Annotated in this window: 25 protein-coding genes and 1 riboswitch; of the genes, 18 read left to right on the top strand and 7 right to left on the bottom strand. The window is 38.3% G+C overall.

The features are described 5' to 3' along the window. Positions 1-139: 139 nt before the first annotated feature. The 5 genes from AC27IF_RS02325 (at position 140) to hemL (ending at position 7,115) form a co-directional block, all read left to right on the top strand. Positions 140-1,930 carry a chloride channel protein gene (locus AC27IF_RS02325; protein WP_487051786.1) on the top strand — a complete coding sequence of 597 codons (1,791 nt, stop codon included), beginning with the start codon at positions 140-142 and terminating at the stop codon, positions 1,928-1,930. Next, entirely contained in the window at positions 1,930-2,382 is a 453-nt protein-coding gene (hemJ, locus tag AC27IF_RS02320; protein WP_487051784.1) for a protoporphyrinogen oxidase HemJ, read from the top strand. Before AC27IF_RS02325 ends, hemJ begins: the two co-directional genes overlap by 1 nt. A 115-nt stretch (positions 2,383-2,497) precedes the next feature. Further along, positions 2,498-4,591, top strand: a complete 2,094-nt coding sequence (locus tag AC27IF_RS02315) for a trypsin-like serine protease (protein ID WP_487051782.1) — start codon at positions 2,498-2,500, stop codon at positions 4,589-4,591. Positions 4,592-4,709: 118 nt separating this feature from the next. Beyond that, entirely contained in the window at positions 4,710-5,720 is a 1,011-nt protein-coding gene (locus AC27IF_RS02310) for an aspartate carbamoyltransferase (protein WP_487051780.1), read from the top strand. 87 nt (positions 5,721-5,807) lie between these two features. After that, positions 5,808-7,115 (top strand): glutamate-1-semialdehyde 2,1-aminomutase, encoded by a 1,308-nt coding sequence (gene hemL / locus AC27IF_RS02305; protein WP_487051778.1) that lies wholly within the window; start codon positions 5,808-5,810, stop codon positions 7,113-7,115. Positions 7,116-7,144: 29 nt separating this feature from the next. On the opposite strand, the gene AC27IF_RS02300 is transcribed toward hemL, so the two are convergent. After that, complete coding sequence (locus AC27IF_RS02300) at positions 7,145-7,546, bottom strand: hypothetical protein (protein ID WP_487051776.1); 402 nt, start codon at positions 7,544-7,546, stop codon at positions 7,145-7,147. 97 nt (positions 7,547-7,643) lie between these two features. Beyond that, a complete protein-coding gene (gene moeA, locus AC27IF_RS02295; RefSeq protein ID WP_487051774.1) occupies positions 7,644-8,879 on the bottom strand; it encodes a molybdopterin molybdotransferase MoeA in 1,236 nt (411 codons plus the stop codon). Positions 8,880-9,060: 181 nt separating this feature from the next. After that, a riboswitch (molybdenum cofactor riboswitch) is annotated at positions 9,061-9,224 on the top strand. Between moeA and moaA the strand changes: the two genes are divergently transcribed. From moaA to AC27IF_RS02245, 10 genes are all read left to right on the top strand, one after another. Further along, positions 9,211-10,182 (top strand): GTP 3',8-cyclase MoaA, encoded by a 972-nt coding sequence (gene moaA / locus AC27IF_RS02290; RefSeq protein WP_487051772.1) that lies wholly within the window; start codon positions 9,211-9,213, stop codon positions 10,180-10,182. Its footprint overlaps the riboswitch before it by 14 nt. Before the next feature lies 1 nt (position 10,183). Then, on the top strand, positions 10,184-10,783 hold the full coding sequence (gene mobA / locus AC27IF_RS02285) for a molybdenum cofactor guanylyltransferase (RefSeq protein WP_487051770.1): 600 nt from the start codon (positions 10,184-10,186) through the stop codon (positions 10,781-10,783). Between the two features lie 21 nt (positions 10,784-10,804). Continuing rightward, positions 10,805-11,347 (top strand): molybdenum cofactor biosynthesis protein B, encoded by a 543-nt coding sequence (gene moaB / locus AC27IF_RS02280; RefSeq protein ID WP_487051768.1) that lies wholly within the window; start codon positions 10,805-10,807, stop codon positions 11,345-11,347. Next, positions 11,347-11,832, top strand: a complete 486-nt coding sequence (moaC, locus tag AC27IF_RS02275; RefSeq protein WP_487051766.1) for a cyclic pyranopterin monophosphate synthase MoaC — start codon at positions 11,347-11,349, stop codon at positions 11,830-11,832. Before moaB ends, moaC begins: the two co-directional genes overlap by 1 nt. 25 nt (positions 11,833-11,857) lie before the next feature. Beyond that, positions 11,858-12,106 carry a molybdopterin converting factor subunit 1 gene (moaD, locus tag AC27IF_RS02270; protein ID WP_487051764.1) on the top strand — a complete coding sequence of 83 codons (249 nt, stop codon included), beginning with the start codon at positions 11,858-11,860 and terminating at the stop codon, positions 12,104-12,106. Between the two features lie 26 nt (positions 12,107-12,132). Continuing rightward, positions 12,133-12,585 carry a molybdopterin synthase catalytic subunit MoaE gene (moaE, locus tag AC27IF_RS02265; RefSeq protein WP_487051762.1) on the top strand — a complete coding sequence of 151 codons (453 nt, stop codon included), beginning with the start codon at positions 12,133-12,135 and terminating at the stop codon, positions 12,583-12,585. A 3-nt stretch (positions 12,586-12,588) separates the two neighbouring features. Then, complete coding sequence (modA, locus tag AC27IF_RS02260) at positions 12,589-13,383, top strand: molybdate ABC transporter substrate-binding protein (RefSeq protein WP_487051760.1); 795 nt, start codon at positions 12,589-12,591, stop codon at positions 13,381-13,383. After that, positions 13,380-14,069: a molybdate ABC transporter permease subunit gene (gene modB / locus AC27IF_RS02255; protein WP_487051758.1), complete on the top strand. Its 690-nt coding sequence runs from the start codon at positions 13,380-13,382 to the stop codon at positions 14,067-14,069. The genes modA and modB overlap by 4 nt, the downstream gene beginning before the upstream one ends. Then, positions 14,066-15,196, top strand: a complete 1,131-nt coding sequence (gene modC / locus AC27IF_RS02250; RefSeq protein WP_487051756.1) for a molybdenum ABC transporter ATP-binding protein — start codon at positions 14,066-14,068, stop codon at positions 15,194-15,196. Before modB ends, modC begins: the two co-directional genes overlap by 4 nt. Before the next feature lie 27 nt (positions 15,197-15,223). Next, positions 15,224-15,970 (top strand): HesA/MoeB/ThiF family protein, encoded by a 747-nt coding sequence (locus AC27IF_RS02245; protein WP_487051754.1) that lies wholly within the window; start codon positions 15,224-15,226, stop codon positions 15,968-15,970. A 137-nt stretch (positions 15,971-16,107) separates the two neighbouring features. Here the strand turns inward: AC27IF_RS02245 and rmf are convergent, their stop codons facing one another. Both rmf and AC27IF_RS02235 read right to left on the bottom strand, forming a co-directional pair. After that, positions 16,108-16,281 carry a ribosome modulation factor gene (gene rmf, locus AC27IF_RS02240; protein WP_487051752.1) on the bottom strand — a complete coding sequence of 58 codons (174 nt, stop codon included), beginning with the start codon at positions 16,279-16,281 and terminating at the stop codon, positions 16,108-16,110. 334 nt (positions 16,282-16,615) lie between these two features. After that, the gene (locus tag AC27IF_RS02235; protein WP_487051750.1) at positions 16,616-16,837 is read right to left on the bottom strand and encodes a DUF3820 family protein; all 222 of its coding nucleotides are present in this window, start codon (positions 16,835-16,837) and stop codon (positions 16,616-16,618) included. A gap of 134 nt (positions 16,838-16,971) precedes the next feature. On the opposite strand from AC27IF_RS02235, the gene AC27IF_RS02230 reads away from it, so the two are divergent. Next, positions 16,972-18,099, top strand: coding sequence for a DUF3083 family protein (locus AC27IF_RS02230; protein ID WP_487051748.1), 1,128 nt, complete (start codon positions 16,972-16,974; stop codon positions 18,097-18,099). Here the strand turns inward: AC27IF_RS02230 and AC27IF_RS02225 are convergent. Both AC27IF_RS02225 and AC27IF_RS02220 read right to left on the bottom strand, forming a co-directional pair. After that, complete coding sequence (locus tag AC27IF_RS02225; protein WP_487051746.1) at positions 18,096-18,632, bottom strand: response regulator transcription factor; 537 nt, start codon at positions 18,630-18,632, stop codon at positions 18,096-18,098. The two genes, AC27IF_RS02230 and AC27IF_RS02225, sit on opposite strands and share 4 nt — an antisense overlap. Positions 18,633-18,658: 26 nt before the next feature. Further along, the gene (locus tag AC27IF_RS02220; RefSeq protein WP_487051745.1) at positions 18,659-19,903 is read right to left on the bottom strand and encodes a sensor histidine kinase; all 1,245 of its coding nucleotides are present in this window, start codon (positions 19,901-19,903) and stop codon (positions 18,659-18,661) included. Between the two features lie 125 nt (positions 19,904-20,028). Between AC27IF_RS02220 and AC27IF_RS02215 the strand changes: the two genes are divergently transcribed. Together AC27IF_RS02215 and msrA are read left to right on the top strand one after the other, a co-directional pair. Next, positions 20,029-21,000, top strand: a complete 972-nt coding sequence (locus AC27IF_RS02215; protein WP_487051743.1) for a prolyl hydroxylase family protein — start codon at positions 20,029-20,031, stop codon at positions 20,998-21,000. A 24-nt stretch (positions 21,001-21,024) separates the two neighbouring features. Further along, positions 21,025-21,588, top strand: coding sequence for a peptide-methionine (S)-S-oxide reductase MsrA (gene msrA / locus AC27IF_RS02210; RefSeq protein ID WP_487051741.1), 564 nt, complete (start codon positions 21,025-21,027; stop codon positions 21,586-21,588). Between the two features lie 68 nt (positions 21,589-21,656). Here the strand turns inward: msrA and AC27IF_RS02205 are convergent, their stop codons facing one another. Next, positions 21,657-23,759, bottom strand: a complete 2,103-nt coding sequence (locus tag AC27IF_RS02205; RefSeq protein ID WP_487051739.1) for a TonB-dependent siderophore receptor — start codon at positions 23,757-23,759, stop codon at positions 21,657-21,659. Between the last annotated feature and the right edge of the window lie 20 nt (positions 23,760-23,779).

Raw genomic sequence — 23,779 nt, 5'->3', positions numbered from 1 at the left:
AGCTTGTTCAATATACCATTACTATCTTCAATTAATACCTTACCTTAAGGCGTTTCTAATTCCTGCTGAATTCGTATCTTGAGGTGGCTTGGGTATTTCGCGTACAATAACCTTATATCAATAATTTCAATTACTAATAATGACGACAATTGCCGCAATAAGAAAGCATTTAGCTTTACCTAAAACCTCTTGGCAAATTTGTGTACTTGCTATTCTAGGTGGTTTTGCTTCTGCTTTATTAGTTATTTTATTCACAGTTACTATTGAAGAAATTCAACAGCTCTATTTGATCAAGCGCGACAACTATAACACCTTAGATGATGTAAGTCGTTTTGATTTACCGATAATCGGCTCGTTAATCATATTATTATTCGCTTGGTTAACCGGTTATAAATACCTTAGAACGGGTATTCCTTTTGTATTACATCGTTTAAAGGTTGCTCATGGCATTATCCCTTTAAAAAATACTTTAAATCAATTTTTCGGTAGCGCTGTAGCTTTAGCTTCAGGTTTTTCAGTTGGCAGAGAAGGACCTGCAGTCCACTTAGGTGCTGCGGCTAGTAGTTACATTGGTAGCGCATTAAACTTACCCTATAACAGTATTAGAACCTTATGTGCATGTGGTATTGCAGCAGGTATTTCCGCAACTTTTAACACCCCTATCGCTGCGGTAATTTTTGTTATGGAAGTAATTATGCGTGAGTATAAAGTACATATTTTTATACCGATAATGCTTGCTTCTCTTGTTGGCTCCTTAATGACCCGAAGCTTTTTTGATGTTTCTCATAATTTCGAATACTTCCACAAAATAGAGCTTATTCCACAACATTATATTCCGCTAATCATTCTGGCGCTTATCCTTGGGCCTTTGGCCGCTGCATTTAATAAAACTTTAGTATCAGTGATAAAACACAGCGCTCAACTTCATATTGTGCCTAGATTAATGCTTGCGGCGATGATCACTGGCAGTCTAGGTTACCTCGTACCTGGAGCTATGGGCGTAGGAAGTGGTGCCATTGATGTTTCATTAAATAATAACTGGCAAATAGGGTTATTACTGGCTTTATTATTAGCAAAGTTTGTAATGACTACTTTCGCATTAGGCCTTGGCATCCCAGGTGGCGTAATTGGGCCTATTATAGGTATAGGCGCTATTGCCGGAGCCTTGGGTGGCGCTATAGTGATGCAAGTGTTACCCAGTGAACATATTGGTAGTGACTTTATTTTATTAGGCATGGCAGGATTTATGGCTGCTACCTTAAATGCACCACTTGCTGCACTATTAGCTGTGGTTGAACTATCTGGTCAATTAGAAATAATACTGCCCGCAATGGTTGTTATTACTATCGCCAGTATTATTTCAGGGCAACTGTTTCATAACCGCTCTATTTTCACTATGCAGTTAGACGTGCAAAATTTAGTGTATCGAAAGCCACCGATAGAGAAAACACTACAAAAAATTGGTGTGCTCGGCATCATGAAAGATAAATTTGAATTAATAGAGCAAGAAACTGAAAAGTCTATTGCGGGTTGCGTGGTCAGTACACCGGAAGATATTCCTGTCATTAATAAAACCATTAAAAAAATCATGGTTAATAAAAAAGTTACTCAGCAAATCAGTTATTATTGGGCTGAATTTGACCCACAGACTCCTTTAGCTAGCAAGAAAGCCCCTAAAGAGGTTGTCGGTGAAGAAACCAGCAGTGATTATCAGGTATCAGAAAAAATGTGGTTACATAAACTCAGCCCTCTTTCTCATCAGGCGACTTTAGCTGAAGCTTATTTAGCGCTAGTGGATAGTCGCTGCGGTGGTGTATATATCTATCAAAAAGATATCACTGATATTATTGGTATTGTGACTTTTGAACAAATTCGACAATACCTAGTTACTGGAAAGTTAAGCAAGAAAACGAAAGGAAAATCTATCTAATGAGTGCATTTATCGTCAGCCATATTGCATGGTTTAAAGCTTTTCATGTTATTTTTATGGTGGCATGGTTTGCTGGTATTTTTTATTTACCGCGACTCTTTGTGAATCACGCAGAAACAGATTCAGAGGAAGTCATTAAACAGTTAAAAGGCATGGAAAAGCGTCTACTGTATTTTATCACGCCATTTGCACTGCTAACCTTAGCCTTTGGTTTAGCAATTATTCACGCTTACGGAGCTGATTGGTTCATCGCTTCAAAATGGTTACACATTAAACTTAGTTTAGTGATTTTACTTTTTGGCTATCATATTTATTGTTTTAAATTACTGAAAGACTTTGCCGAAGATAACAATACTCGCTCCGGTAAGTTTTACCGATTATTTAACGAAATCCCTGTTATAGCGCTATTTATCATTATTATTCTGGCTTACGTAAAACCGACGTTTAGTTAATGTAAAACCATAACTTTAAAATCAACTCTAAGGGTGTTAAATTTACATAATATTAACATCCCTAGAGTTACTGGCTTTTTTAATCATAGCGAGTAAACTGAAGTTAGGAGTAAACATGCAAAACGTTTCAAAAACATTTCTCTTCTTCGTTTCCACCCTTGCGCTGTTTATAAGCGCACTAACATACGCTACGTCTGCTCAAATTAGCCCGATCAAGCCCAAAATAGTTGGTGGAGAAATAGCTACCGAAGGTGACTGGCCATGGATGTCAGCACTGGTTTATACCTTCAATGAAACCACCACAACACTGAGTGTTGATAATATTAATTATGATAGTCAAGCCTTTAGCGGTGGCGTTGCTGGCACTGCCACTGGAGTGATAGTAGATTGCGGTATTGGCGATAACCAATGTGATGCAGCAACAGGCAATATTTGTTTAATCGAGCGTGGTGATATTAATTTCTCTGTTAAAGTTGAAAACTGTCAAGCCGGAGGTGGCATTGGCGCCATTATTTATAACAATGAAGAAGGCCTATTTAACGGAACTTTAGGTGATGACTTTACGGGAAGCATACCTGCTTTAGCAATTACTCAGGCCGATGGCGCGGCTTTAATCGCAATAGTTGGCTCAACAGCAAACTTATCAGTATCTGAGGGGGTAGCTCTGGCGCAATCATCCACCTGTGGTGCTTCTTTTTTAGGTGATAAATGGCTATTAACAGCTGCACACTGCGTTGATGGTGTATCTGCCCAACAATTGAAAGTAAATGTTGGCGAGTATGATTTAAGTAATGGTGCTGAAAATGCTCAGTCAGTTGAGCGTATCTATATGCACCCAAATTATGAACAAGACACTGAATTAAATAATGACATTGCCTTAATTGAATTAACCAGTAGTGTTAACAATGAGGCAGTCACCTTAATAAACCTTGAGCAAACTAGCTTGCTAGCAATGGAAAATAGCACAGCAACCGTGATAGGCTGGGGTGGAAGAGAAGGTTATGCTCCTGATGGTGGACCAACTTCCGATTTTCCAGATGTATTGCACCAAGTTGATTTACAGCTAATGACCAACGAAATCTGTAAAAGTACACTGGCTCAATCCTACTCTGATTTATATGGCGGTAATTATTCATCAGAAAGTGTTGGTGTCACAGATGCTATGATTTGTGCCGCGGTCGCTGGAGGTGGCAAAGGCTCTTGTCAAGGAGACAGTGGTGGTCCATTGATGGTTAATACCAATGAAGGTTGGCAGCAAATTGGTATCGTTAGTTGGGGAGTTGGTTGTGCTGCTGATGGTTTCCCTGGTGTTTATACACGCTCTGCTCTCTTTATAGAATGGATTAATGAAATTACTCAAGGTGTAGCTATTGAACAACACCTTGATTATGGCTTTCAAGCACAAAATTCACCGCAAAGTTCTGAAATAACACTAACCAATAATAGTCAGCTCAGTGTCAACTTAACCTACCTTATTGATGGCGATGCTAATTTCACTATAGCGAGCAATACTTGTAATATTATTGACGCAGGTGCCAGCTGCCAATTAACAGTAAATTATGATGCTGCTCAAGTTGGCAACCACAATGCAACTCTAGTTATTACTGCAGACAACAACGATACCCTTACCAGTAGCAGTAAGCTAACGGCACAAACCATTGCTGTTGCCAATACTATCAAAACTCAGCTATCAAATAATGATGATGCTTTAAGTTGGTATAGCGGCGGTGATAATGCTTGGCAACTCGATAACACTGAAGCGGCTATTGTCAGTGGCGTGATTGCTAATAATCAAGAAAGTGCGGTTATGTTAGTACTTTCAGGTGAAGGTGAGTTATCGTTTGAATGGGCGGTTTCTTCTGAAGAGAATACTGAAGATGCAGATTCTCCCTACGATGCGTTATATCTGTATTTAGATAACGAGTTAATTAAATTTATTTCAGGTGACGTTTCTTACACGAGTGAAACTATTGCCTTTACTGAAGGTGACCATAGGATCACTTGGCTTTACGCCAAAGATGCTTTCACCTCAGAAGGTGATGATAATGCTCATATTCGAAATATTGTTTTTACCCCGACCGTAGTGACAACGCCAACGCCTGCTGCACCAGTAACGACCAGCACTAATGCTCGTTCTAGCAGTGGCGGCGCGGTATTTTGGCCTTTGTTAATTTTACTAATATTGGTTAATAGTCGCCGCTCTTTATAACGGCTTTAACGTTTCAGTTATAGAAGGTCGTCTCGCGATCTTCTAATATCAATATTTTAAATTTTGCTATTTTTGTGCTATATTCCTGCCAAATTTTTCCGCGAATAACGCTATTATAATGATGACATTTCAAGGCAGTCATATCCTGTCAGTTTCACAATTTGATCGTGAAGCAATCGCTAGAATTCTAGATATATCAGCACAAATGGCGCCTTATGCCGCAAGAAAAAAACGTTGTCATGTACTTGATGGGGCGATATTAAGTAACCTATTTTTTGAACCTAGTACACGAACACGAGTAAGTTTTGGAACTGCCTTTAACTTATTAGGTGGCTTTGTTCGCGAAACTGTCGGTCAAGAGAACTCCTCTTTAAGCAAGGGTGAATCATTATTTGATACCGCTCAAGTAATTAGTGGCTATAGCGATGTTATCGCCATGCGCCACCCGCAAATGCACTCTGTTGAACAATTTGCCAAAGGAAGTACCGTACCTGTAATTAATGGTGGTGATGGGGCTAATGAACACCCTACCCAAGCGCTACTTGATTTATTTACTATCCAATCTGAAATGATGCATTACCAAAAGGGTTTAGATAACCTTGACATCGTTTTGATGGGTGATTTAAAGCATGGCCGTACAGTACACTCTCTTTCCAAGCTACTTAGCCTATATAAAAATGTCAAAGTGACGATGGTTTCCCCTACTGAACTGCAGATGCCTGATAGCGTTGTTTCTACGTTAGTAGATGCCGGTCATCAGGTGATCATTACCGATACAATGGCAGGAAACTTATCTTGTGATGTTATTTATCAAACTCGTATTCAACAAGAACGATTTGCGAGTAAAGATGAAGCCGATTTATATCGTGGCCATTTCAGTTTAAACAGAAGTGTCTATCAAAAATATTGTCGTGAAAATACCGTTATTATGCACCCATTGCCTAGGGATTCACGTCCAGAAGCCAATGAGCTTGATATTGATTTAAATGATTTAGACAGTCTCGCTATTTTCAGACAAGCACAAAATGGTGTTTTAGTCAGAATGGCATTATTTGCTTTAACATTAGGTGTTGAAGATCAATTAACCCAATATGAAAAAGACGTAAACTGGCACACAAACAAGCGTTAATTTTCTTTTGTTCTATAATTTTCTGAATGAAAACTTGGTAATTGTAGCCAAGATCATTACCAGCGAACCCAATAAGAGTTTTTTACTATGAATGGATCAACAAATTTTTCAACCCGCAATTCAGAGCATTTATTTTCTCAAGCAAAAAATATCATCCCTGGTGGTGTTAATTCGCCAGTGCGTGCCTTTAATAGTGTTGGTGGTACACCTTCATTTATAAAACGCGCACAAGGCGCCTATATTTATGATGCCGACGACAATGCATATATTGACTACGTAGGCTCATGGGGACCTATGATTTTAGGTCATAACCACCCTGCTATTTTAGATGCCGTTATTAACACTGCACAAAATGGACTCAGTTTTGGAGCGCCGACAGAGCTTGAAATTACCATGGCAGAGAAAGTACGAGAGTTAGTACCTTCTATGGAATCATTACGCATGGTTAGCTCAGGCACCGAAGCGACAATGAGTGCAATTCGACTAGCGAGAGGGTTCACGGGACGCGATAAAATATTAAAATTTGAAGGGTGTTATCACGGCCATGCCGACTCTTTATTAGTAAAAGCAGGCTCAGGAGCATTAACTTTAGGTGTACCTAACTCACCGGGAATTCCAGCCGATTTTGCCAAACACACGTTAACTGTTAGTTATAACAACCTTGAACAAGTAAAAGAGATTTTTGCTCAATACGCAGATCAAATTGCCTGTATTATTGTTGAGCCTGTAGCAGGTAATATGAACTGTGTTCCGCCAGTAGATGGATTTCTCGAAGGTCTACGTACCATTTGTGATGAGTATAGTTCAGTACTTATTTTCGATGAAGTGATGACTGGCTTTCGTGTTGCATTAGGTGGCGCACAAGCTCACTATAATATCAAGCCAGATTTAACTACCTTAGGTAAAGTTATCGGTGGTGGTATGCCCGTTGGTGCCTTCGGCGGCAAGCAAGAAATTATGGATTTCATCGCACCTGTAGGACCTGTGTACCAAGCAGGTACACTTTCAGGTAATCCGATAGCCATGGCTGCGGGTCTTGCTTCCTTAACTGAGTTAGCTAAGGGTGATAAGCATCAACAACTGAGCGAGGCTACAGAAAAGTTGGCGATGGGCTTAAAAGCAGCTGCGGAGCGTCAAGGTATAGATTTAAGCATTAACTATGTTGGTGCAATGTTCGGCTTTTTCTTTACCAGTGATGAAGACCCTATCACCACTTTCGAACAAGTGATGGCATGTGACAGCGATAAATTTAAACGTTTTTTCCATTTAATGCTTGAGCATGGTGTTTATCTAGCGCCTTCTGCATTTGAAACTGGATTTTTATCTACTGCACACACAGATGAAATTATTGAAAATACATTAGAAGCTGCTGCTAAGTGCTTTGCTCAGCTGTAATAGCTATATGAATTCAAAGGACTGTTAGATTATTCTGACAGTTCTTTGTTTACTGACAATTCGGCATTAAGCCAATCTAGACCATCCTGCCAGCCCATTTCTAAACCTGAAAAACTTTTTAAATTTAAGTTATCAGATTCTCTGAGCTTAGCTATTTGCTCACTCTTTATTACATCTTTAGGGTGATAATTGACCACGGCAATAGCATTAAGATTTTCATGGGAGCCTATCGTTAGCATGGCTTCATAGGTGTATTGGTAACGATTAATTTTATTGACTAAAAGACCAAAACCACCTAGAAATTGCTCGGTGAAAAAGTGTTCAAATTCTTCAACCATTTCAATGGATAACTCCACATCTTGATTGATTATGATCTCAGCAATATTATCACTAAGAATATTAATTTTCCCAAAGCTAAACTCATGTTTCATTAAAGGTACTCTCTCTTACGGTTGCTCATATTTTAACCGCACCTCGTCAAATTGCAAATAATTATCATTTAACAAATTTGTAACATAATAGCTTAAGTTATTGAATGAACTGGTCAAACAGTTGAACTGTCACTTTTTCTCCAGCTTCAACATTACCTTGCTCTGGCGCTAAAATAATAAAACAATTAGCACGTGTTAAACTTGATAAAATACCAGAGCCCTGTGCACCTGTTGACTCAACAACACTTTCACCGAGTTCATTAACTGACAAAATTCCCCGCTGAAAATCCATTCTACCCGGAGATTTTTTTAGCGCTTTGGCGCATTTAACTCGCAAATCAGTACGTTTAAGTGGCTGAGCATTTTGCATTTTAGTCAGGGCCTGCATTGTTAACTGATAAAAAGTGACTAAGGCTGATACCGGATTACCAGGTAAGCCAAAAAATATGCTCTGAGGTAATTTACCAAATGCAAAAGGTTTACCGGGCTTCATGGCAATTTTCCAAAAACCAATTTCACCTAAATCGTCTAAAACAGTTTTAGTGTAATCGGCATCTCCTACTGAGACACCACCGGATGAAATTACTGCATCCGCTTGGCTATCGGCTTTAATAAATGCACTTTTAATGGCTTCAAAATCATCTTTGATGACACCAAAATCAATGACATCAATATGCATCTTCTCTAGCATTCCTTTTAAAACAAAACTGTTTGTTTCGTATATATCTCCGGGGTTTAACGCTTGTCCTGGCAATTTTAATTCATCACCCGTAGCAATTAATGCCACTGTTAACTTTCGGTAGACTGTCACTTCATTAATGCCTAGTGAAGCTAAAATACCAACATCTAAAGCCGTAATTTTATGCCCTTTAGTTAACACTTCTTGGCCTAATTGAATGTCTTCACCTGCTTTGCGAACATGAGAGCCTAGCTGTTTTTTTTGTAAGAATGTGATGTTTTCATTATCGACCTGAACGTTTTCTTGCATTTCAACACTGTCACAACAATCAGGTATTTTTGCTCCTGTCATAATGCGAATACATTCTCCTAATTCACACTTCCCTTGAAATGGAGCTCCCGCCATAGAGCGACCCACTAAGGTTAACCTAGTGCTTTTGTCTAAGCTTTCAACCGCAAAAGCATAACCATCCATAGCAGAATTATCATGATTAGGAACATTGAGTGGGCTAGTAATATTTTCAGCTAGTACATAGTTCAAGGCTTGAGTTATCGGTAGATTCAATGTCTGTGTCACAGGTTTAACTTGTGACAACATATTTTCTATCGCCGTATCAAAAGGTAATAATCCGGGCGCAGAGCAACAATCAGACATAATAAACTCACTTCAAAATTTTATTTAAATACTTAATATTACTATTATCACTTATATGTATTAAAAAGTAATCGTGCATTATGTTTATATAATCATTAATTTGCACAATTCTTGATGCTAATCAAAAAGTATCAAAACAAAAAACATTATTATGCTCGCCATGAAATGATATATACTTAATATGAGTATTTTACACCGAGCTGAAATAGCTAACGTCTGTTGTTTAATTCAGACCATGTTATTTCAAGCCGTAGCAAGCCTCTTTAATTAGGCTTTTGCTGCCAGGGTTAACAAGGAAACACGTTAGCCTCCCGACATTTGGAAAGGTGACATGTTAACAGACAACTTTGGCCGCAGGTTTTACTATCTGCGCCTTTCAATTACAGACGTTTGCAATTTTAAATGCAATTATTGCCTGCCTGACGGTTATCAATGTGATCAACCGCGTGACTTTATGTCGCTTGCAGAAATTCAACGCGTCACAGCTGCTTTTGCAGGCCTTGGCACTGAAAAAATTCGTATTACCGGCGGTGAGCCTGCCCTTCGAAAAGATCTTCCTGAAATTATTGCTAGCTGTAAACAAACCCAAGGTATAAAAAAAGTAGCCATAACCAGCAATGGTTTTAAACTACCTCAGCATTTACCTGATTGGTTAGATGCCGGTATAGATGCTATTAATATCAGCATAGATAGTTTAGATCCGAGACAGTTTTTGGCTATCACTGGACATAACAAGCTTGATACTATTTTAAAAGGTATTGATATGGCACTGGCTGATGGTCGCCCATCAGTGAAAGTGAATACCGTATTGATGCGCGAGTATAGCGGTAAAGATATTCAAAGCTATTTAGATTGGTTAAAAGATACTCCGGTTACGTTACGATTTATTGAATTGATGCAAACCGGTGATAACCAAGCCTTTTTTGATGCTCAACACGTACAAGGCTCTCGTATTAAACAAAACCTGATCTTAGATGGCTGGCTACCTGTGATTCAAAGCAAATCTTCTGGCCCTGCACAAGAATTTTATCACCCTGATTATCAGGGGAGAATTGGTCTAATCATGCCTTATTCAAAAGATTTTTGTGATAGCTGTAATCGTTTGCGGGTTAGCTCTTCAGGTAAGCTACATTTGTGCTTATTTGGCGAAAGTGGTTTATCACTGCGAGAACAAATGCAAAGTGATAATATAGAGCCTTTGCAAGCACAAATACTTTCTTTATTAGGCGATAAAAAAGCCACACATTTTCTACACGAGAAAATAACAGGCGCCACTAAACATCTAGCCATGCTGGGCGGCTGACATGACATTGAAAGCATCAGATAACTGTTTGGGCGTGGTACTTGCCGGTGGTTTATCATCACGTATGGGTCAAGATAAAGCCAAATTAAAGCATGTCAACGGTACTATGCTTGAGTTCTCTAAACAAACTTTAGCTGACTCAGGTGTCGATAGTGTGATCGTCAGTGGCGATGATTATGATGTCCCTGACAATATTCAACAAAGTGGCCCCCTTGCTGGTATTTTAAGTGTTTTGGCTCGATTCCCTGAGACTAAATCTTTACTTATAGTCCCAGTAGATTTGCCTTTTATGACTGCCAAAGCATTAACTGATTTACGAGTTAAAGGCGAATTAAGTCAAAAAGCCACCTATTTTTCCGGCCACCATATTCCGTTATATTTACCCAACAATGCCTATTTAGCATTATTTTTATCACAAGCATTTACTGGAAAAACAAATACCCAAGCAAGCCATGCAAGGTTCGCTACTAAAGGACCTTCATTTAAAGGGTTATTAAAACAAATTCCGCATCAGGCTATCCAAATCAACGATACGAATACGCTATTTAATACCAATACCCCAAATGAATGGCAACAAGCTAAAAAACTTTTCACACTTTAAGATACTTTCAAAGGAAACATTATGTCAGCACATGGCGGCAAAACTTTTATCCCTTTAAACATTGCGGTTTTAACGGTATCAGATACTCGAACTGAAGAAAATGACACCTCAGGGCAAGCACTTGTTGAACGCTTAACAACAGCAGGTCATAACCTAGCCGATAAGGCGATAGTGATTGATGATGTCTACCAGTTACGTGCGCAAGTTTCAAAGTGGATTGCCGATGATAAAATCAACGCGATTATTTCAACAGGTGGAACGGGCTTTACTGCCCGAGATAACACCCCAGAAGCACTAATGGCGTTATTTGATAAAAACGTTGAAGGCTTTGGCGAAGTCTTTAGGCATGTATCTCTTAGCGAAATAGGCACTTCAACCATACAATCACGTGCCTTTGGTGGTATCGCTAATAAAACTGTAATTCTCTGTGTGCCCGGCTCAACCAATGCCTGTAAAACCGCTTGGGATAAAGTTATTAAAGAGCAGTTAGATGCTAGCCACAAACCTTGTAATTTTGTGCCACATTTAAACCTTAGTGCACAGCAATGTGAGAGTCGAAACTAATGAGCCAACAAGTAGAATTAAGCCACCTGAATCAACAAGGTGAGGCGAATATGGTTGACGTCACACAAAAAGCTATGACCTCACGTACCGCCACAGCGCAAGGCTTGATCACTATGAATCGAGCCACGTTTGAACTGATTACCACAGGAAAGCATAAAAAAGGTGATGTCTTTGCTGTTGCACGTATTGCAGGTATTCAAGCGGCTAAAAAGTGTAGTGATTTAATTCCTTTATGCCACCCATTAATGCTAAGTAAAGTACAAGTAGACTTCACCCTTGATGATGAAAACTCACAAGTCTTAGTCACTAGCCTATGTCGGTTAACCGGTCAAACTGGTGTTGAAATGGAAGCATTAACCGCGGTGTCGGTTGCTTGCTTAACCTTATTTGATATGTGTAAAGCCGCAGATCCCGCCATGGAAATTCATGGCATAAAAGTATTAACCAAAGAAGGTGGTAAGTCAGGCCACTGGCAAAGCAAATAATAAGTTGAAGAAATAGGATTACATCATGATAAAAGTGGTATTTTTTGCAGCCTTAAGAGAGCAGTTAAATTGCAGCGAATTAACACTCAACAGTGAGCAACTTGCCACAGTTGCTGATGTTAAAGTCGCTTTGGCAAACAAAGACGAAAAATGGCAACAAGTCTTTGCTAACAGTGCCTTACTTTCTGCGGTGAATCATGACATGGTATCCAATGAACAAGCGATAAAGTCCGGCGATGAAGTAGCGTTTTTCCCTCCTGTTACCGGCGGATAAACTAAGTACACAAGAGTTTACTATTTATGAATACAGAAATTTCGATTCAACATACTGACTTTAATTTCGCTGACGAAGTTGCATTACTTGAGCAAAATAATGCAATTGATGGCGCTGTAGTAACGTTTACAGGCCGTGTTCGTAATAAAAACGAAGGGCAACAAGTGAGTAGTTTAACGCTTGAACACTACCCAGGAATGACAGAGAAATCTTTAGAAAAGATTATCCAACAAGCTAAAGAGCGTTGGGATATAGGCAGAGTTAAAGTGATCCACCGTGTTGGAGAGTTATTTATTGGTGAGCAAATTGTCTTTGTTGGGGTAACCAGTATGCACCGACAAGATGCATTTGCCGCTAATGAATTTATTATGGATTATTTAAAAGTAAAAGCACCTTTTTGGAAAAAAGAAAGTGGCGAGCAAGGTAAGAAGTGGCTCGATGCCAAAAGCAGTGATGAAAATAAAGCAGCTAAATGGTAACAGATGAACTCTTCTTTACGACTAGCAATTAACATTGTCCTTCTTTTATTAACCTTCAGTTTGAGTGGTGTTGTCTACAGTAATGACAAACAGCCTCTGCGTATCGCTGTCGCATCCAATTTCACCCCAGCATTAAAAAAACTATTAGTAGAATTTCAGCAGCAAACTAATATTGAAACGCAAATAATTAGTGGTGCTACCGGGGCCTTATATCTACAAATAACTCACGGCGCGCCTTTTGACATCTTCCTAGCTGCTGACGCTGTTAGGCCAGAACAACTTGAGCAGAAAAACTTAATACTCAGCAACAGCCGGAAAACTTATGCGGTTGGCCAACTTGCTTTATTTTCAATGACTCACCAAGCAAAGTTAAATGACTTGGCAATTATTCCTCAACGTTTTGCAATGGCTAACCCAGATATTGCACCCTATGGGAAAGCAGCAAAAGAAACCCTAGAGCACTTAAGCCTGTGGTCTCAATACCAAGCTAAACTAATTCAAGGTATTAACGTTACTCAAACTTTCACTCAAGTACGCAGTCAAGCGGTAAACAGTGGCTTGGTAGCAAATAGTCAGTTGGTTTTAAATAATTTAAGCGGCGCTATTATCCCAAGTAGTTATCATCAACCCATTCCTCAGCAACTGGTCATTCTGAAAAACAGTAAGAATCAAGCTCAAGCTAAACAATTAAGTAATTATTTATTATCGCCAAAAATCCAACAAAACATTGTTAGTTTTGGCTATGCAAATCAAGGTATTCAGCAAGAAAATCAAAATATTGGTGGCTCTGATATATGATGAATCCAGATTTACTTGCCCTAATAACAACATTAAAAATGGCAGGGATCACCACAGTGATCTTACTCATTATTGGCACCCCTTTGGCTTGGTATCTAGCTAAAATGCAAAGCCGCTTTAAAGTAATTATTGAAGCCATTGTTGCTCTACCGCTAGTGTTACCACCTACCGTATTAGGCTTTTACTTGCTTATCGCTTTTTCACCACAATATTTACCTGGGCAACTTTGGCAGCAAGCCACAGGGCAACAACTTGCGTTTAGTTTTTCAGCCATTGTTATTGGCTCGGTGCTTTACTCAATTCCTTTTGTTGTCCAACCATTACAAAAATCTTTTGAGCAACTTGGTGAGCCATTACTTGAGGCAGGAGCAATGCTCGGTGCAGGTCCGCTAGATAGATTTTTCAATATTGTCCTCCCTATCACTAAAGCAAGTTTTATTACCGCCGCTAGTTTAGGCTTTGCTCATACGGTTGGTGAGTTTGGAGTGATCCTGATGATCGGTGGCAATATCCCTGGTGAAACTCGAGTGTTATCCATTGCACTTTTTGATCATGTAGAAGCCTTTGATTATGCCAAAGCGCATGTTTTAGCCATGAGTTTGTTAATAGGCTCTATGGTACTTTTATCTGCTATTTATTTATTGAATACCGCTAAAGTAAAAGTGACTAAAAAGGCTAGGTCATGAAGCTGAGTCTACACTTGAAAGTTAACTTCCCGCCTTTTGAACTTGTTATCGAGCAAGAATTAACTTTGCAAGGGATCACTGGGATTTTTGGGCACTCTGGCTCTGGCAAGTCAACTTTATTGCGTGTTATCTCAGGTTTAGAAAAAAACATTACCGGTGATATTACTTTTAATGATCGAATCCTAATCAACAGCGACACTGATACTTTTGTCAATCCTGAACATAGAGAAATAGGCATAGTATTTCAAGATACCCGTCTATTCCCTCACCTGAACGTTTTAGATAATTTAAGATTTGCGTTAAAGCGCCGCAAAACATCGCGCTTATCAATTGATAGAATAATCAAATTGACTGAGTTAGATGCCTTATTAAATAAACCCATTGATGAACTATCTGGCGGACAAAAGCAACGAGTTGCCCTAGCCCGCGCCATTTTAGCTGAGCCAAAATTATTATTGCTTGATGAACCCTTAAGCGCACTGGATCGCCAAGCAAAAGTGACTCTACTTAAGTTATTACATACTATTCAGCATGAGTTACAACTTCCCATTTTGTACGTCAGTCACTCTGTAGATGAATTACAACAAGTATGCGACAAGCTATTGGTGTTATCGCAAGGGAAAGTTATTGGTTATGGTGGTATTCATCAAATGATACATGAGTTAAACCATAATCAAATATCAGGACAAATTGATGAAATTTGTCACCAACAAACTAGCTTATCACTACCCATTAAAACGCTAAATAATGGCCATGGTTTAGCAGAGCTATCGTTAAGCCCATCAGGTACCCCCTGCAATACTATTTACTTACCTGCCATCGAGGCAAAAGACATAGCGATTAGTGAAAAAACATTACGTTGCTTTATTTTAGCCAGAGATATTAGTATTTCTCTAACAGAGCCAGCTAATTCTTCAATTGTGAATCACCTTTTAGCCAAAATAGTCGCCATTGACATCATGGGTAACAAAGTATTGCTCACTACGATATGTGGGGAAAAAGGTGATAATGAGCAAACTTTTTTTGTCGCTATCAGCACTTTTTCACAACAAAAACTAGCGCTGACTATTAATCAAGATGTGTATTTGCAGTTTAAAGCCAGTGCCGTGCGCACTTATCTATATTAACGAGTTCATCAACAAAAAGGTAAAAACGTGTTAACAACTCAAGAGCAGTTAAAATATTCTCGACAAATTATGATGGACAAAATTGGCCCTCAAGGTCAATTATCGTTGCGCAATGCCAAGGTATTAATTGTTGGTGTTGGCGGCTTAGGTAACCCTGTTAGTTTATATTTAGCCGCTGCAGGCATTGGCACTATATTCCTAGCTGATGGCGATACCGTTGAATTGAGTAATTTACCCAGACAAATTCAATTTTGTGAGCAAGATATCAATGAAAACAAAGCCGATACCGCTGCCGAAAAGTTGCGAGAGCAATATCCCGATAGTGAGGTTGAGGCGATCAGTGAGATGTTAGATCAGGAGTTATGTGACTACTATTTCCCACAAGTTGACTTAGTCTTAGATTGCTCTGACAACATTCAAACCCGTTACCTTATTAATCAATCATGTGTTACTCATAAAGTTCCCTTGGTTATCGGTGCTGCCACAGGGTTTGATGGTCAACAACTACTTGTCGATCCAAGAAATGCAAACAGTGCTTGTTATCATTGTTTGTTTCCAGCGACAGAAAAAGCACCGACAAATAATTGTCAAACCATAGGGATTCTCGGCCCCGTTTTAGCCATTATTGCCGGTACGCAAGCATTGCAAGCGATTAAAGTTTTAACGGGGAACCCTGCTCAAGTAAACCAGTTGAATTTATTCGATGGCCTAGCAAATCGCTGGCAGCAATTTACCATGAAAAAACAAAAACACTGTGCTGCATGTGGGGAATAGAGTAATTGGCAGGTTGAAGGTTTACAAATAAAGAGCGTATCTGCTTATCAAGGAAAAGTTGCTTACTATAACAGCACAAGGCTCTGATTCAACAAACAATCAGAGCGACGTTGTGCTAAAAATATCCGTACGAAAAATTATTTAAATAACCCCATATTTCGATCACTTACTGCTTCTCGCCATCCTCCGAGCCATTGCGATTTGGCATCAAGACTTTCATAAGGACAATTGTCCTTCGATTTGCCGCTAAGTCCAGCTTGATATCCATTGGAGTGTGCCCTTCCTAGTTTATCCCTTTTCTGTCTTTTCATTTTTAAAACACCTCGTAACTATATAAAATATCTTTTAAAATAAAGAGTTATCTTAATTAGCAAAATAATAACTCTAACTACGTTGTGGTCAGTTTTGTTTTATAAATTGACTCGCTGACAACTCATTTAAAAATAATTATCACTTCGATGCAAGTAAAAATTTATCATGAATATGTCATAAAAAATTCTTTAAAAGATATTTGATATTGTCTATTTTATCATCAGAAAACTTCTCTCAAAAAAAACAACTCTTTATAAAAATGCAACTGTTTTTTATTAGAATAAGACGTTATATAAATACGAAAAATTAGAAATAATTAATTTATAAGTAAGCTTAATCTTCTCTTAATAATGGCTTTAACATTCCTTCTAAGCCATTTAATTTTATTTCATACATAAGTGCTAATTGCTCCCCTAACTTTCCTTCAGGAAACCCTTTACTGTTAAACCATACTAAATAAGGCTCAGGGAGTTGTAATAGTTTTCTTCCTGCATATTTACCAAATGGCATAGTTGTATTTACTGCCGTTATCAATGATTGTTGATCTGCTAACAAAATTTTATCCCTTGTATATACGATGAAGCTGAAGCTTGTTGTGATGAATTTATTTGAGGATGACATAAAAGTGTCATCTTCAGTCCCTACAATTAGCGCAATTTAAATTTACCCAAAAGTACGCAAGGAAAACTATGTCTATTATTAGAAAACGTAGTGCTGCGCATAAAAGTTATATTCCGAGTAATGCTCGAGACAATCAATATATTTTGGCCGAATTTGCCATAACTGATGAGTTACTTAGTAAGTTCTTACCAAAATCCACATCTGAGCAAGCGCACGGATATTATGATTTTTATCACACGTTAGCAGAAACATTTTTTGACCTGTGTGATAGGTTTGAAATAGAAAGTTGTCAATTTATCGCCAATGACAAACTCGCTCGTGTTCGTTTTAATCAAGAAATGCACCAATGGCAAACTAATCAGCAAATTCTCTTTTATTATAACCCTGAAACACACCAGTTAAAGAAGTCATTTTTCGATGTTAATAAACGTGCTAAAAAAATAGCTTTATTGTTTTTAACAACAGGTAGCGATATCAGAGATAATGCCGCAAGGTTTCATTCAAAAGTGGCTCAATTAGTTAAAAGTTATGCTAGAGATATCACTGTTGATTGTGCTGATATTCGTCTTCGCGATCATCAGCATATTACTTATGATTTATTTGCAAAACATAAGCCTAACAATGCAGATAACAGCCTCACTAGTCACGCACATAAGCTACGCCCTATTGCTCAGCGTTATGCCAGTAAACATGTGAGCTTACCGGAACACCACTCAGCAATGACCTATGCTACCATCAGTTTACCGATATCAAATAGGTTATTGAACATGGTGGAAGTAGATCCCCATTCAAGTGACCCTTACAATCCACTTTACGCCTATATAACAGATACTTTTACTCAAGCATCTAAACATTATAATTTAAATAACGGTGCTTTAATTGCTAATGGTTTAGTGCCTATTATTCGTTTTAGTTTACACGATATAGTGTCACGCATTGGTGAGTTACAAATGCTTGGATACAACCCTGAGCAAAACCCATGTGGCATAATCAGTAAATGGGATGCAAACGAATTAGTAGATACTATTCAATTGGTTTTTGTTGCAACCGATAAAAACCAAACAGAATATGGCTTTGGTCGCTTTTTAAATCAAATAGAGCAGGCATTACGTCTAATGGCGACAGAATTAGAGATGGAGCCAGTAAAGGAAGAGATGATTGTTAGGTTTCATCAACATGTCGCGTATAATTTTTAGCTTATCGGGCGTTTTTGCAGCTTTCTTTGTAGCGTTCTTCGGTGCATTGAAAGCTGTCTAGCCGTAGCCGAAATATTACCATCATTGGCTTTTAATACTTGCTGAATATGTTGCCACTGCACTTGTTCAGCAGACATTGTTTCACCATCTGATTGTGTATCTGTTGAAATTAAAGAAGCTTTACTCTCATTTAGTGTGGCTAATAAAGTTCGGGTATCTATTGGTTTAGACAAATAATCATCTGCACCCAGCTTTATTGCATCAACCGCGGTGGTGATACTCGCAAAACCGGTTAGCAAAATGATTCGGCTATTAGGTAAAGATTGTCTTATAGGTGTTATGATACTCAACGTTGTTTCTTGAGCGAGTTTCATATCTAGCAAGATATAATCTGGCTGATATCGATGACAAGCTAACAACGCTTCAGAGTTAGTTTCCACATGCTGACATTCAAAATTATGTTTTGTTAATCGGCGCATTAGTGTATTTGCAAAAATGGCGTCATCTTCTACCAGTAGTAATTTCTTTGTCATCTGTAATCCTGTTAAATTCCCTGATATTAAATAGGTAAACTTAAGGTAACTAATGCGCCACCCTGTTGATGGTTAGTTAACGCCAACTTACCACCTAAGTTCTCTAAACTTGCATGACTCAGAAAAACAGCCATACCTAAACCTTGCTCACTACTGACAGGTTTAACACCTAACTGCTTTAATTTTTCGAGCGTAAAACCTAAACCATAATCTCGAATGATAAATTGCCAATTATTATCACTCACTTCACTGGTTAAAGTAATTTTGCTAGCATAATTTATTTTTGTTGCTCTTACTGCATTATTTATTAAATTTAAAATAGCCGGTAGTAGCGCCGCATCTGTCATAACATTAACATCGTCTTGATGTGCTTTGATCAACTCCACTTCGATGTCCGGGTAGTTTACCCGTAAATTTTCTAATATTTCATCAAGTAACGCACTGATATTAGATGCTTTACTGGTTTGCTCTTTAATATCAAATACCATGGTCCGAAATGAAGTTAAACTGTCAGTACAGCGTTTTAGCTGGCTTTGCATATCAGTAATAATGAGATTGTTGGGAAACTCCTCTTCCAGCTCATCAGCAAGTAGCTGCACGGTAGCAATAGGTGTCGCTAATTGGTGAGTGACTTGTGCTGATGCAACCCCAAGAGAGGTTACTTGTTCTTGTTTTAATAGATTTTCACGATAAGCGGCAATCGCGAGTTCATGTTGATTGATACTACGAGACATTTTTCCAACAACAACAGCGACCACTAGAGCGGAAAATAAAAAGTTTATCCCCATACCAATAAAGTGTCCCTGCATGTTGCCATGCATAACACTCATGGGTAAAAACCAAAGCAAAACACTATAGGAAGTAATGGCTAAAGCAGCAACAAGGGCAAGTAATGATGGTGTTAAAGTAACCGCAGCAATCGCAATTGGGAGTAGTAATAACGACACAAATGCATTGGTTGCGCCACCACTAAAAAAGAGTAATAAAGATAAAAATAAAATATCGGCACAAATTTGCACCAGTAGCGCTGATTGACTAATTTGTTGCTGGCGCCGATAAAGTAAAAAACTGCCTAGGGTAAAGATTAGCTCTAAAACTATAACACTGAAAAGTGGCGCCCAAGGCAACTCATAACTTAAACCAAGATTAACAAATAAAATCAATAAAAACTGCACTAAGATTGCCGCGCTACGCAAGGCCAGTACGAATTGAATTTGTCTATTTGAGGTTAAGTTAGCGGCAAATTTATTTATTTTGAAAAATGGTGACATGGCGTCAAAACTAAAATCTATTTATTTTCTATCATACCTAATGTTTTTAGCTTATTCTTGATTTAAAATCATATAATGCGCGAAAACCTTTAATTGGTATTAAAGCAGGAATTACCACTGTTGATATGACTTTCTTACAGCTTCTAGAAAAAAAATATTTTGGTCAGTTAAATCGACAGTGGATTTTAGAGTACGCGAATACCAGCGCGGCTTTTTGCCAGCAATGGTTAATCCATACGGTCAGAACTCAAGCCAGTCAATATGAATTAGCCTTAGTGTTATCATTTGCCGATACATGGCAATTAACTATGCTAGCTGAGCTAGAAGAGTATTTGTCAGCATTAACCATAGATCATACACAGGATACTAAAACCAAGTTCCTTGAAACATTAAATAAAGTAAAACAGCAAAACAAGCAATTTTCGACTGCTCGGGTTGAAAAGATTTTGCAGCAATTTAATCTCCTGTCAGCCAAAGCAGTCACTCGAAAAAACGATGAAGTAGATATGCAAGTTTCTCGTTTAAATGTACCACAAAGTTTGTTAGATTCTCTCAAAAGCCAAGCAGAGCCTCATTTAAAAGAAGTGACTTTATTTGGTGATGGCGGGGCTGGTAGTAAAGATAAGTCAATTAGAAATAACCGTCACTTTATGACATCGTTACCCAATGGCTTTTTACCTTTGGCGTTACTGGAAAGATTAATGTCTATTTCCATGGGTACTTCTATTAAATTTGCCGAGCCTGCCGTCATATTGTCTTATCAACAAAATCAATATTATCATTGGCATTATGATGCGTTATACCCGCACAATAACAGTATTCAACAACAAATAGAGCAATTTGGCCAACGCGTTAAAACCGCTATTTTTTACCTTAATGATGATTTTACCGGCGGAAATACAGAGTTTAAAAAACCCTTTATCAGTATCGAGCCTAAGCAAGGTAATGTTATCTCATTCAATAATTGTGATAGCCAAGGAAAAAGACTTACTGAAAGCTTACATCGTGGTAGTGAAGTTACTACCGGTGAAAAGTGGATAGTTACTTTATGGTTTAGAAGTAAACCCTTTTGGTTAAGAAGCAATTTCTTTTCATAGACGCTAAGATTAGAGAACTAAATTATGACAGACAAAAATCAATCAAGCTCCAAGAGTACAACACAAATAGCCACATTAGCTGGTGGTTGTTTTTGGTGTATAGAAAGTGCATTTTCACAGGTGAAAGGCATTACCTCTGCAATTTCAGGTTATATGGGAGGAGACTCAACGTCGCCAAGTTACGAAGAGGTATGTTCAGGTAACTCGGGCCATGCTGAAGTTGTTCAATTAACATTCGACCCTAGCATTATTAGTTACCAAGAAATTTTAGAAATATTTTTCACCTTACATGATCCTACTCAGCTCAATCGTCAAGGCAACGATATTGGCACTCAATATCGTTCAGAAGTTTTTTATCATGACGCTATGCAACAAGAAACCGTTGAAAAGGTCATCAATGAAATGATTACTGATAAAATGTTTGAGCAAGACATAGTCACACAAAGGAATGCTGCGGTAACTTTTTATTCCGGTGAAGATTATCATCAAGATTACTTTAACAAAAATCCTGAAAATCGATACTGCCAAGCTGTTGTATCACCTAAACTCGCTAAGTTTAGACAAACATTTATTAAAAAATTAAAGTAAATTAAATACTCCATTCAAAGAAAAAACGCATTAGGCTAGTAGCTTAATGCGTTTATATCGCCAACAAGTTAAAAATTATAACTGACGCTTATTTTTCCATTTACTGGTGCGCCGTAATAACCAACACTGTTTAAACTCGTGATATATTTTTCATCCGTGATATTATCAATATTAGCTTGAACCGCCAGTTGCTCTGAGATATTCCAGCGGGCAAAAGCATTGATCAATACGTAAGAGTCTTGTGTTAATGCATAGGTAGCATTTTCCGTTTTTGATTGCCATTTACCACCAAAACCTAAGATAATTTCAGGTAATGCTGGCAAGGTATAATCAAGTGAAAAATTAACAACGTTTCTAGCAACCCATTCGTTAGCAGTTTCACCTTGCTCATCTTCAATATCAACATAAGTATAAGCAAGTACAGTATTAATATTTTCAGTTATCTGCCCTGTCATTTCAAATTCAAAACCTTTTGATTCGACATTTGTACCTTCATAATAATTAAACCCTGAGGCATTAATACCGGCGTAGGCTGCAATATTTTCTTGCTCGCCACTAAACACAGCGAACGTAGCAAGTAAGTTATCATCAAACCATTGAGTCTTTAAACCAATTTCATAGTTAACGCCTTTGCTTGGGTCTAAAAATTCGCCGTCATAGTTGTACTGTTCTTGCGGCTGATAAACATCTGAATAACTTGCATAAGCATTAATATCTTCAGTTATCGCATAAGTTGCCGCAAGATAAGGGCTCACTTCATTTTCATCATTATCAACATCAACGGTATAGTTACTATAACCTTCACGTTTATATTCAACCGCATTAAAACCTGCAACCAAAAACAAATCATCTGTTACATTTAGCTTAGTCGAACCAAAAACACGCGTTAGGGTGACATCAATGTCTGAGTAGCTTGTCGGATCACTCCATTCAGGCTCAGGAATTACATCTAGGTCATAAGGAAAAGCAGGTAAGGCTCCCCAAGCAGGGATGCTGTAATCAGTGTTTGAGCGATTAATCGTTACATCATTACTTTTTGATATACTCGCTCCAAGAGTTAACTCATGCTCTTGACCAAACAAGGTATAATTGCCTTTACTGGTGACATCAAATAAATTAGCACTAAACTCACCATCCCATGCCCCTGGGTACCCCATTAAACCTAAACTGGTTTCTTTATCAATCACGCCATAAATATAAAATAGTTCACCTTGATCTTCAGAATCTTGTCGCGTGTATGTGGCTTTAATTTCCCAATCATTATCAAATTCGTAAAGATATTCGATAAAGGCATCTAATTTAGTGGTATCCCATGATGTCCATTCTTGAGTTGGGCTAGCGCTCACATCCCACTCCGCCTGAGTACCATCACTATAATTAAAGACTAAACCACCCCACATTACACCATCGCTATCAGTTTCTTGATATGAAGCACCAAAAGTTAATGCCGAATTATCCGTGAGCTGACCATCAACAATAACTGAGATATAAGTACGCTCATCTTCTAAACCGTCAAGGTATGATTCTTTATCTTCAACCGCAGCGATAAAACGTCCTGCCCAACTGCCACTATCAGTTAACAATAATGAATAATCAGCTTGTAAACGTTTAAAGTCATATGAACCAAGGGCTAAAGCAACCTCTCCTTCATTTTCATTAGTAGGGCGTTTGCGAACATAGTTAAGGGTACCCGCAGAGTTTCCGACACCAGTTAATTGCCCATTAGCACCACGAATAACTTCAATCTCTTCGTAGCCATAGCTATCGACTGCGCCAGTTACTAATCCCCAGCTGTTAGGCAATCCAACACCATCAATTTGGGTACTCTTGATATCAAAGCCACGCGAAGTATAACTAGTTCGGTTAGTTTCACCTTTTTCAACCGTAATACCAGTTGCCATATTCAATGCACTATTTATATCACTGGCAGCGAAATTTTTAATAAGATCAGAAGTAACAACACTAATGGACTGTGGTGTTTCATTTAGCTCCATAGTTAAGCCTGTAGCTCCTTTGCTAACTCGGTCAGAGCGAACGCCAACAATTAATATTTTCTCAATTGACTCTTCATTTGCTTCAACCATAGTTTCAGAATTAACTTCTTCTGCATGGGCTTGAAAGCCCATGGCTAACATTAATGCAGATAATGCAAAAGTACGTTTAAGTTTCATGTTTACCCTTAGATATTTTT

This window comes from Colwellia sp. KS18-150 (assembly GCF_057551365.1).
This window is presented reverse-complemented; position numbering and strand designations above follow the sequence as displayed.

Bases quoted from the DNA above. Each gene is read 5' to 3' on its own strand.
- AC27IF_RS02225 (WP_487051746.1), bottom strand. From the start codon at position 18,632: ATGACAAAGAAATTACTACTGGTAGAAGATGACGCCATTTTTGCAAAT.
- moaE (WP_487051762.1), top strand. From the start codon at position 12,133: ATGAATACAGAAATTTCGATTCAACATACTGACTTTAATTTCGCTGAC.
- AC27IF_RS02300 (WP_487051776.1), bottom strand. From the start codon at position 7,546: ATGAAACATGAGTTTAGCTTTGGGAAAATTAATATTCTTAGTGATAAT.
- hemJ (WP_487051784.1), top strand. From the start codon at position 1,930: ATGAGTGCATTTATCGTCAGCCATATTGCATGGTTTAAAGCTTTTCAT.
- moeA (WP_487051774.1), bottom strand. From the start codon at position 8,879: ATGTCTGATTGTTGCTCTGCGCCCGGATTATTACCTTTTGATACGGCG.
- AC27IF_RS02220 (WP_487051745.1), bottom strand. From the start codon at position 19,903: ATGTCACCATTTTTCAAAATAAATAAATTTGCCGCTAACTTAACCTCA.
- AC27IF_RS02325 (WP_487051786.1), top strand. From the start codon at position 140: ATGACGACAATTGCCGCAATAAGAAAGCATTTAGCTTTACCTAAAACC.
- modB (WP_487051758.1), top strand. From the start codon at position 13,380: ATGATGAATCCAGATTTACTTGCCCTAATAACAACATTAAAAATGGCA.
- hemL (WP_487051778.1), top strand. From the start codon at position 5,808: ATGAATGGATCAACAAATTTTTCAACCCGCAATTCAGAGCATTTATTT.
- AC27IF_RS02310 (WP_487051780.1), top strand. From the start codon at position 4,710: ATGATGACATTTCAAGGCAGTCATATCCTGTCAGTTTCACAATTTGAT.
- modA (WP_487051760.1), top strand. From the start codon at position 12,589: ATGAACTCTTCTTTACGACTAGCAATTAACATTGTCCTTCTTTTATTA.
- moaC (WP_487051766.1), top strand. From the start codon at position 11,347: ATGAGCCAACAAGTAGAATTAAGCCACCTGAATCAACAAGGTGAGGCG.
- moaB (WP_487051768.1), top strand. From the start codon at position 10,805: ATGTCAGCACATGGCGGCAAAACTTTTATCCCTTTAAACATTGCGGTT.
- moaA (WP_487051772.1), top strand. From the start codon at position 9,211: ATGTTAACAGACAACTTTGGCCGCAGGTTTTACTATCTGCGCCTTTCA.
- modC (WP_487051756.1), top strand. From the start codon at position 14,066: ATGAAGCTGAGTCTACACTTGAAAGTTAACTTCCCGCCTTTTGAACTT.
- AC27IF_RS02215 (WP_487051743.1), top strand. From the start codon at position 20,029: ATGACTTTCTTACAGCTTCTAGAAAAAAAATATTTTGGTCAGTTAAAT.
- mobA (WP_487051770.1), top strand. From the start codon at position 10,184: ATGACATTGAAAGCATCAGATAACTGTTTGGGCGTGGTACTTGCCGGT.
- rmf (WP_487051752.1), bottom strand. From the start codon at position 16,281: ATGAAAAGACAGAAAAGGGATAAACTAGGAAGGGCACACTCCAATGGA.
- AC27IF_RS02230 (WP_487051748.1), top strand. From the start codon at position 16,972: ATGTCTATTATTAGAAAACGTAGTGCTGCGCATAAAAGTTATATTCCG.
- msrA (WP_487051741.1), top strand. From the start codon at position 21,025: ATGACAGACAAAAATCAATCAAGCTCCAAGAGTACAACACAAATAGCC.
- AC27IF_RS02205 (WP_487051739.1), bottom strand. From the start codon at position 23,759: ATGAAACTTAAACGTACTTTTGCATTATCTGCATTAATGTTAGCCATG.
- AC27IF_RS02315 (WP_487051782.1), top strand. From the start codon at position 2,498: ATGCAAAACGTTTCAAAAACATTTCTCTTCTTCGTTTCCACCCTTGCG.
- moaD (WP_487051764.1), top strand. From the start codon at position 11,858: ATGATAAAAGTGGTATTTTTTGCAGCCTTAAGAGAGCAGTTAAATTGC.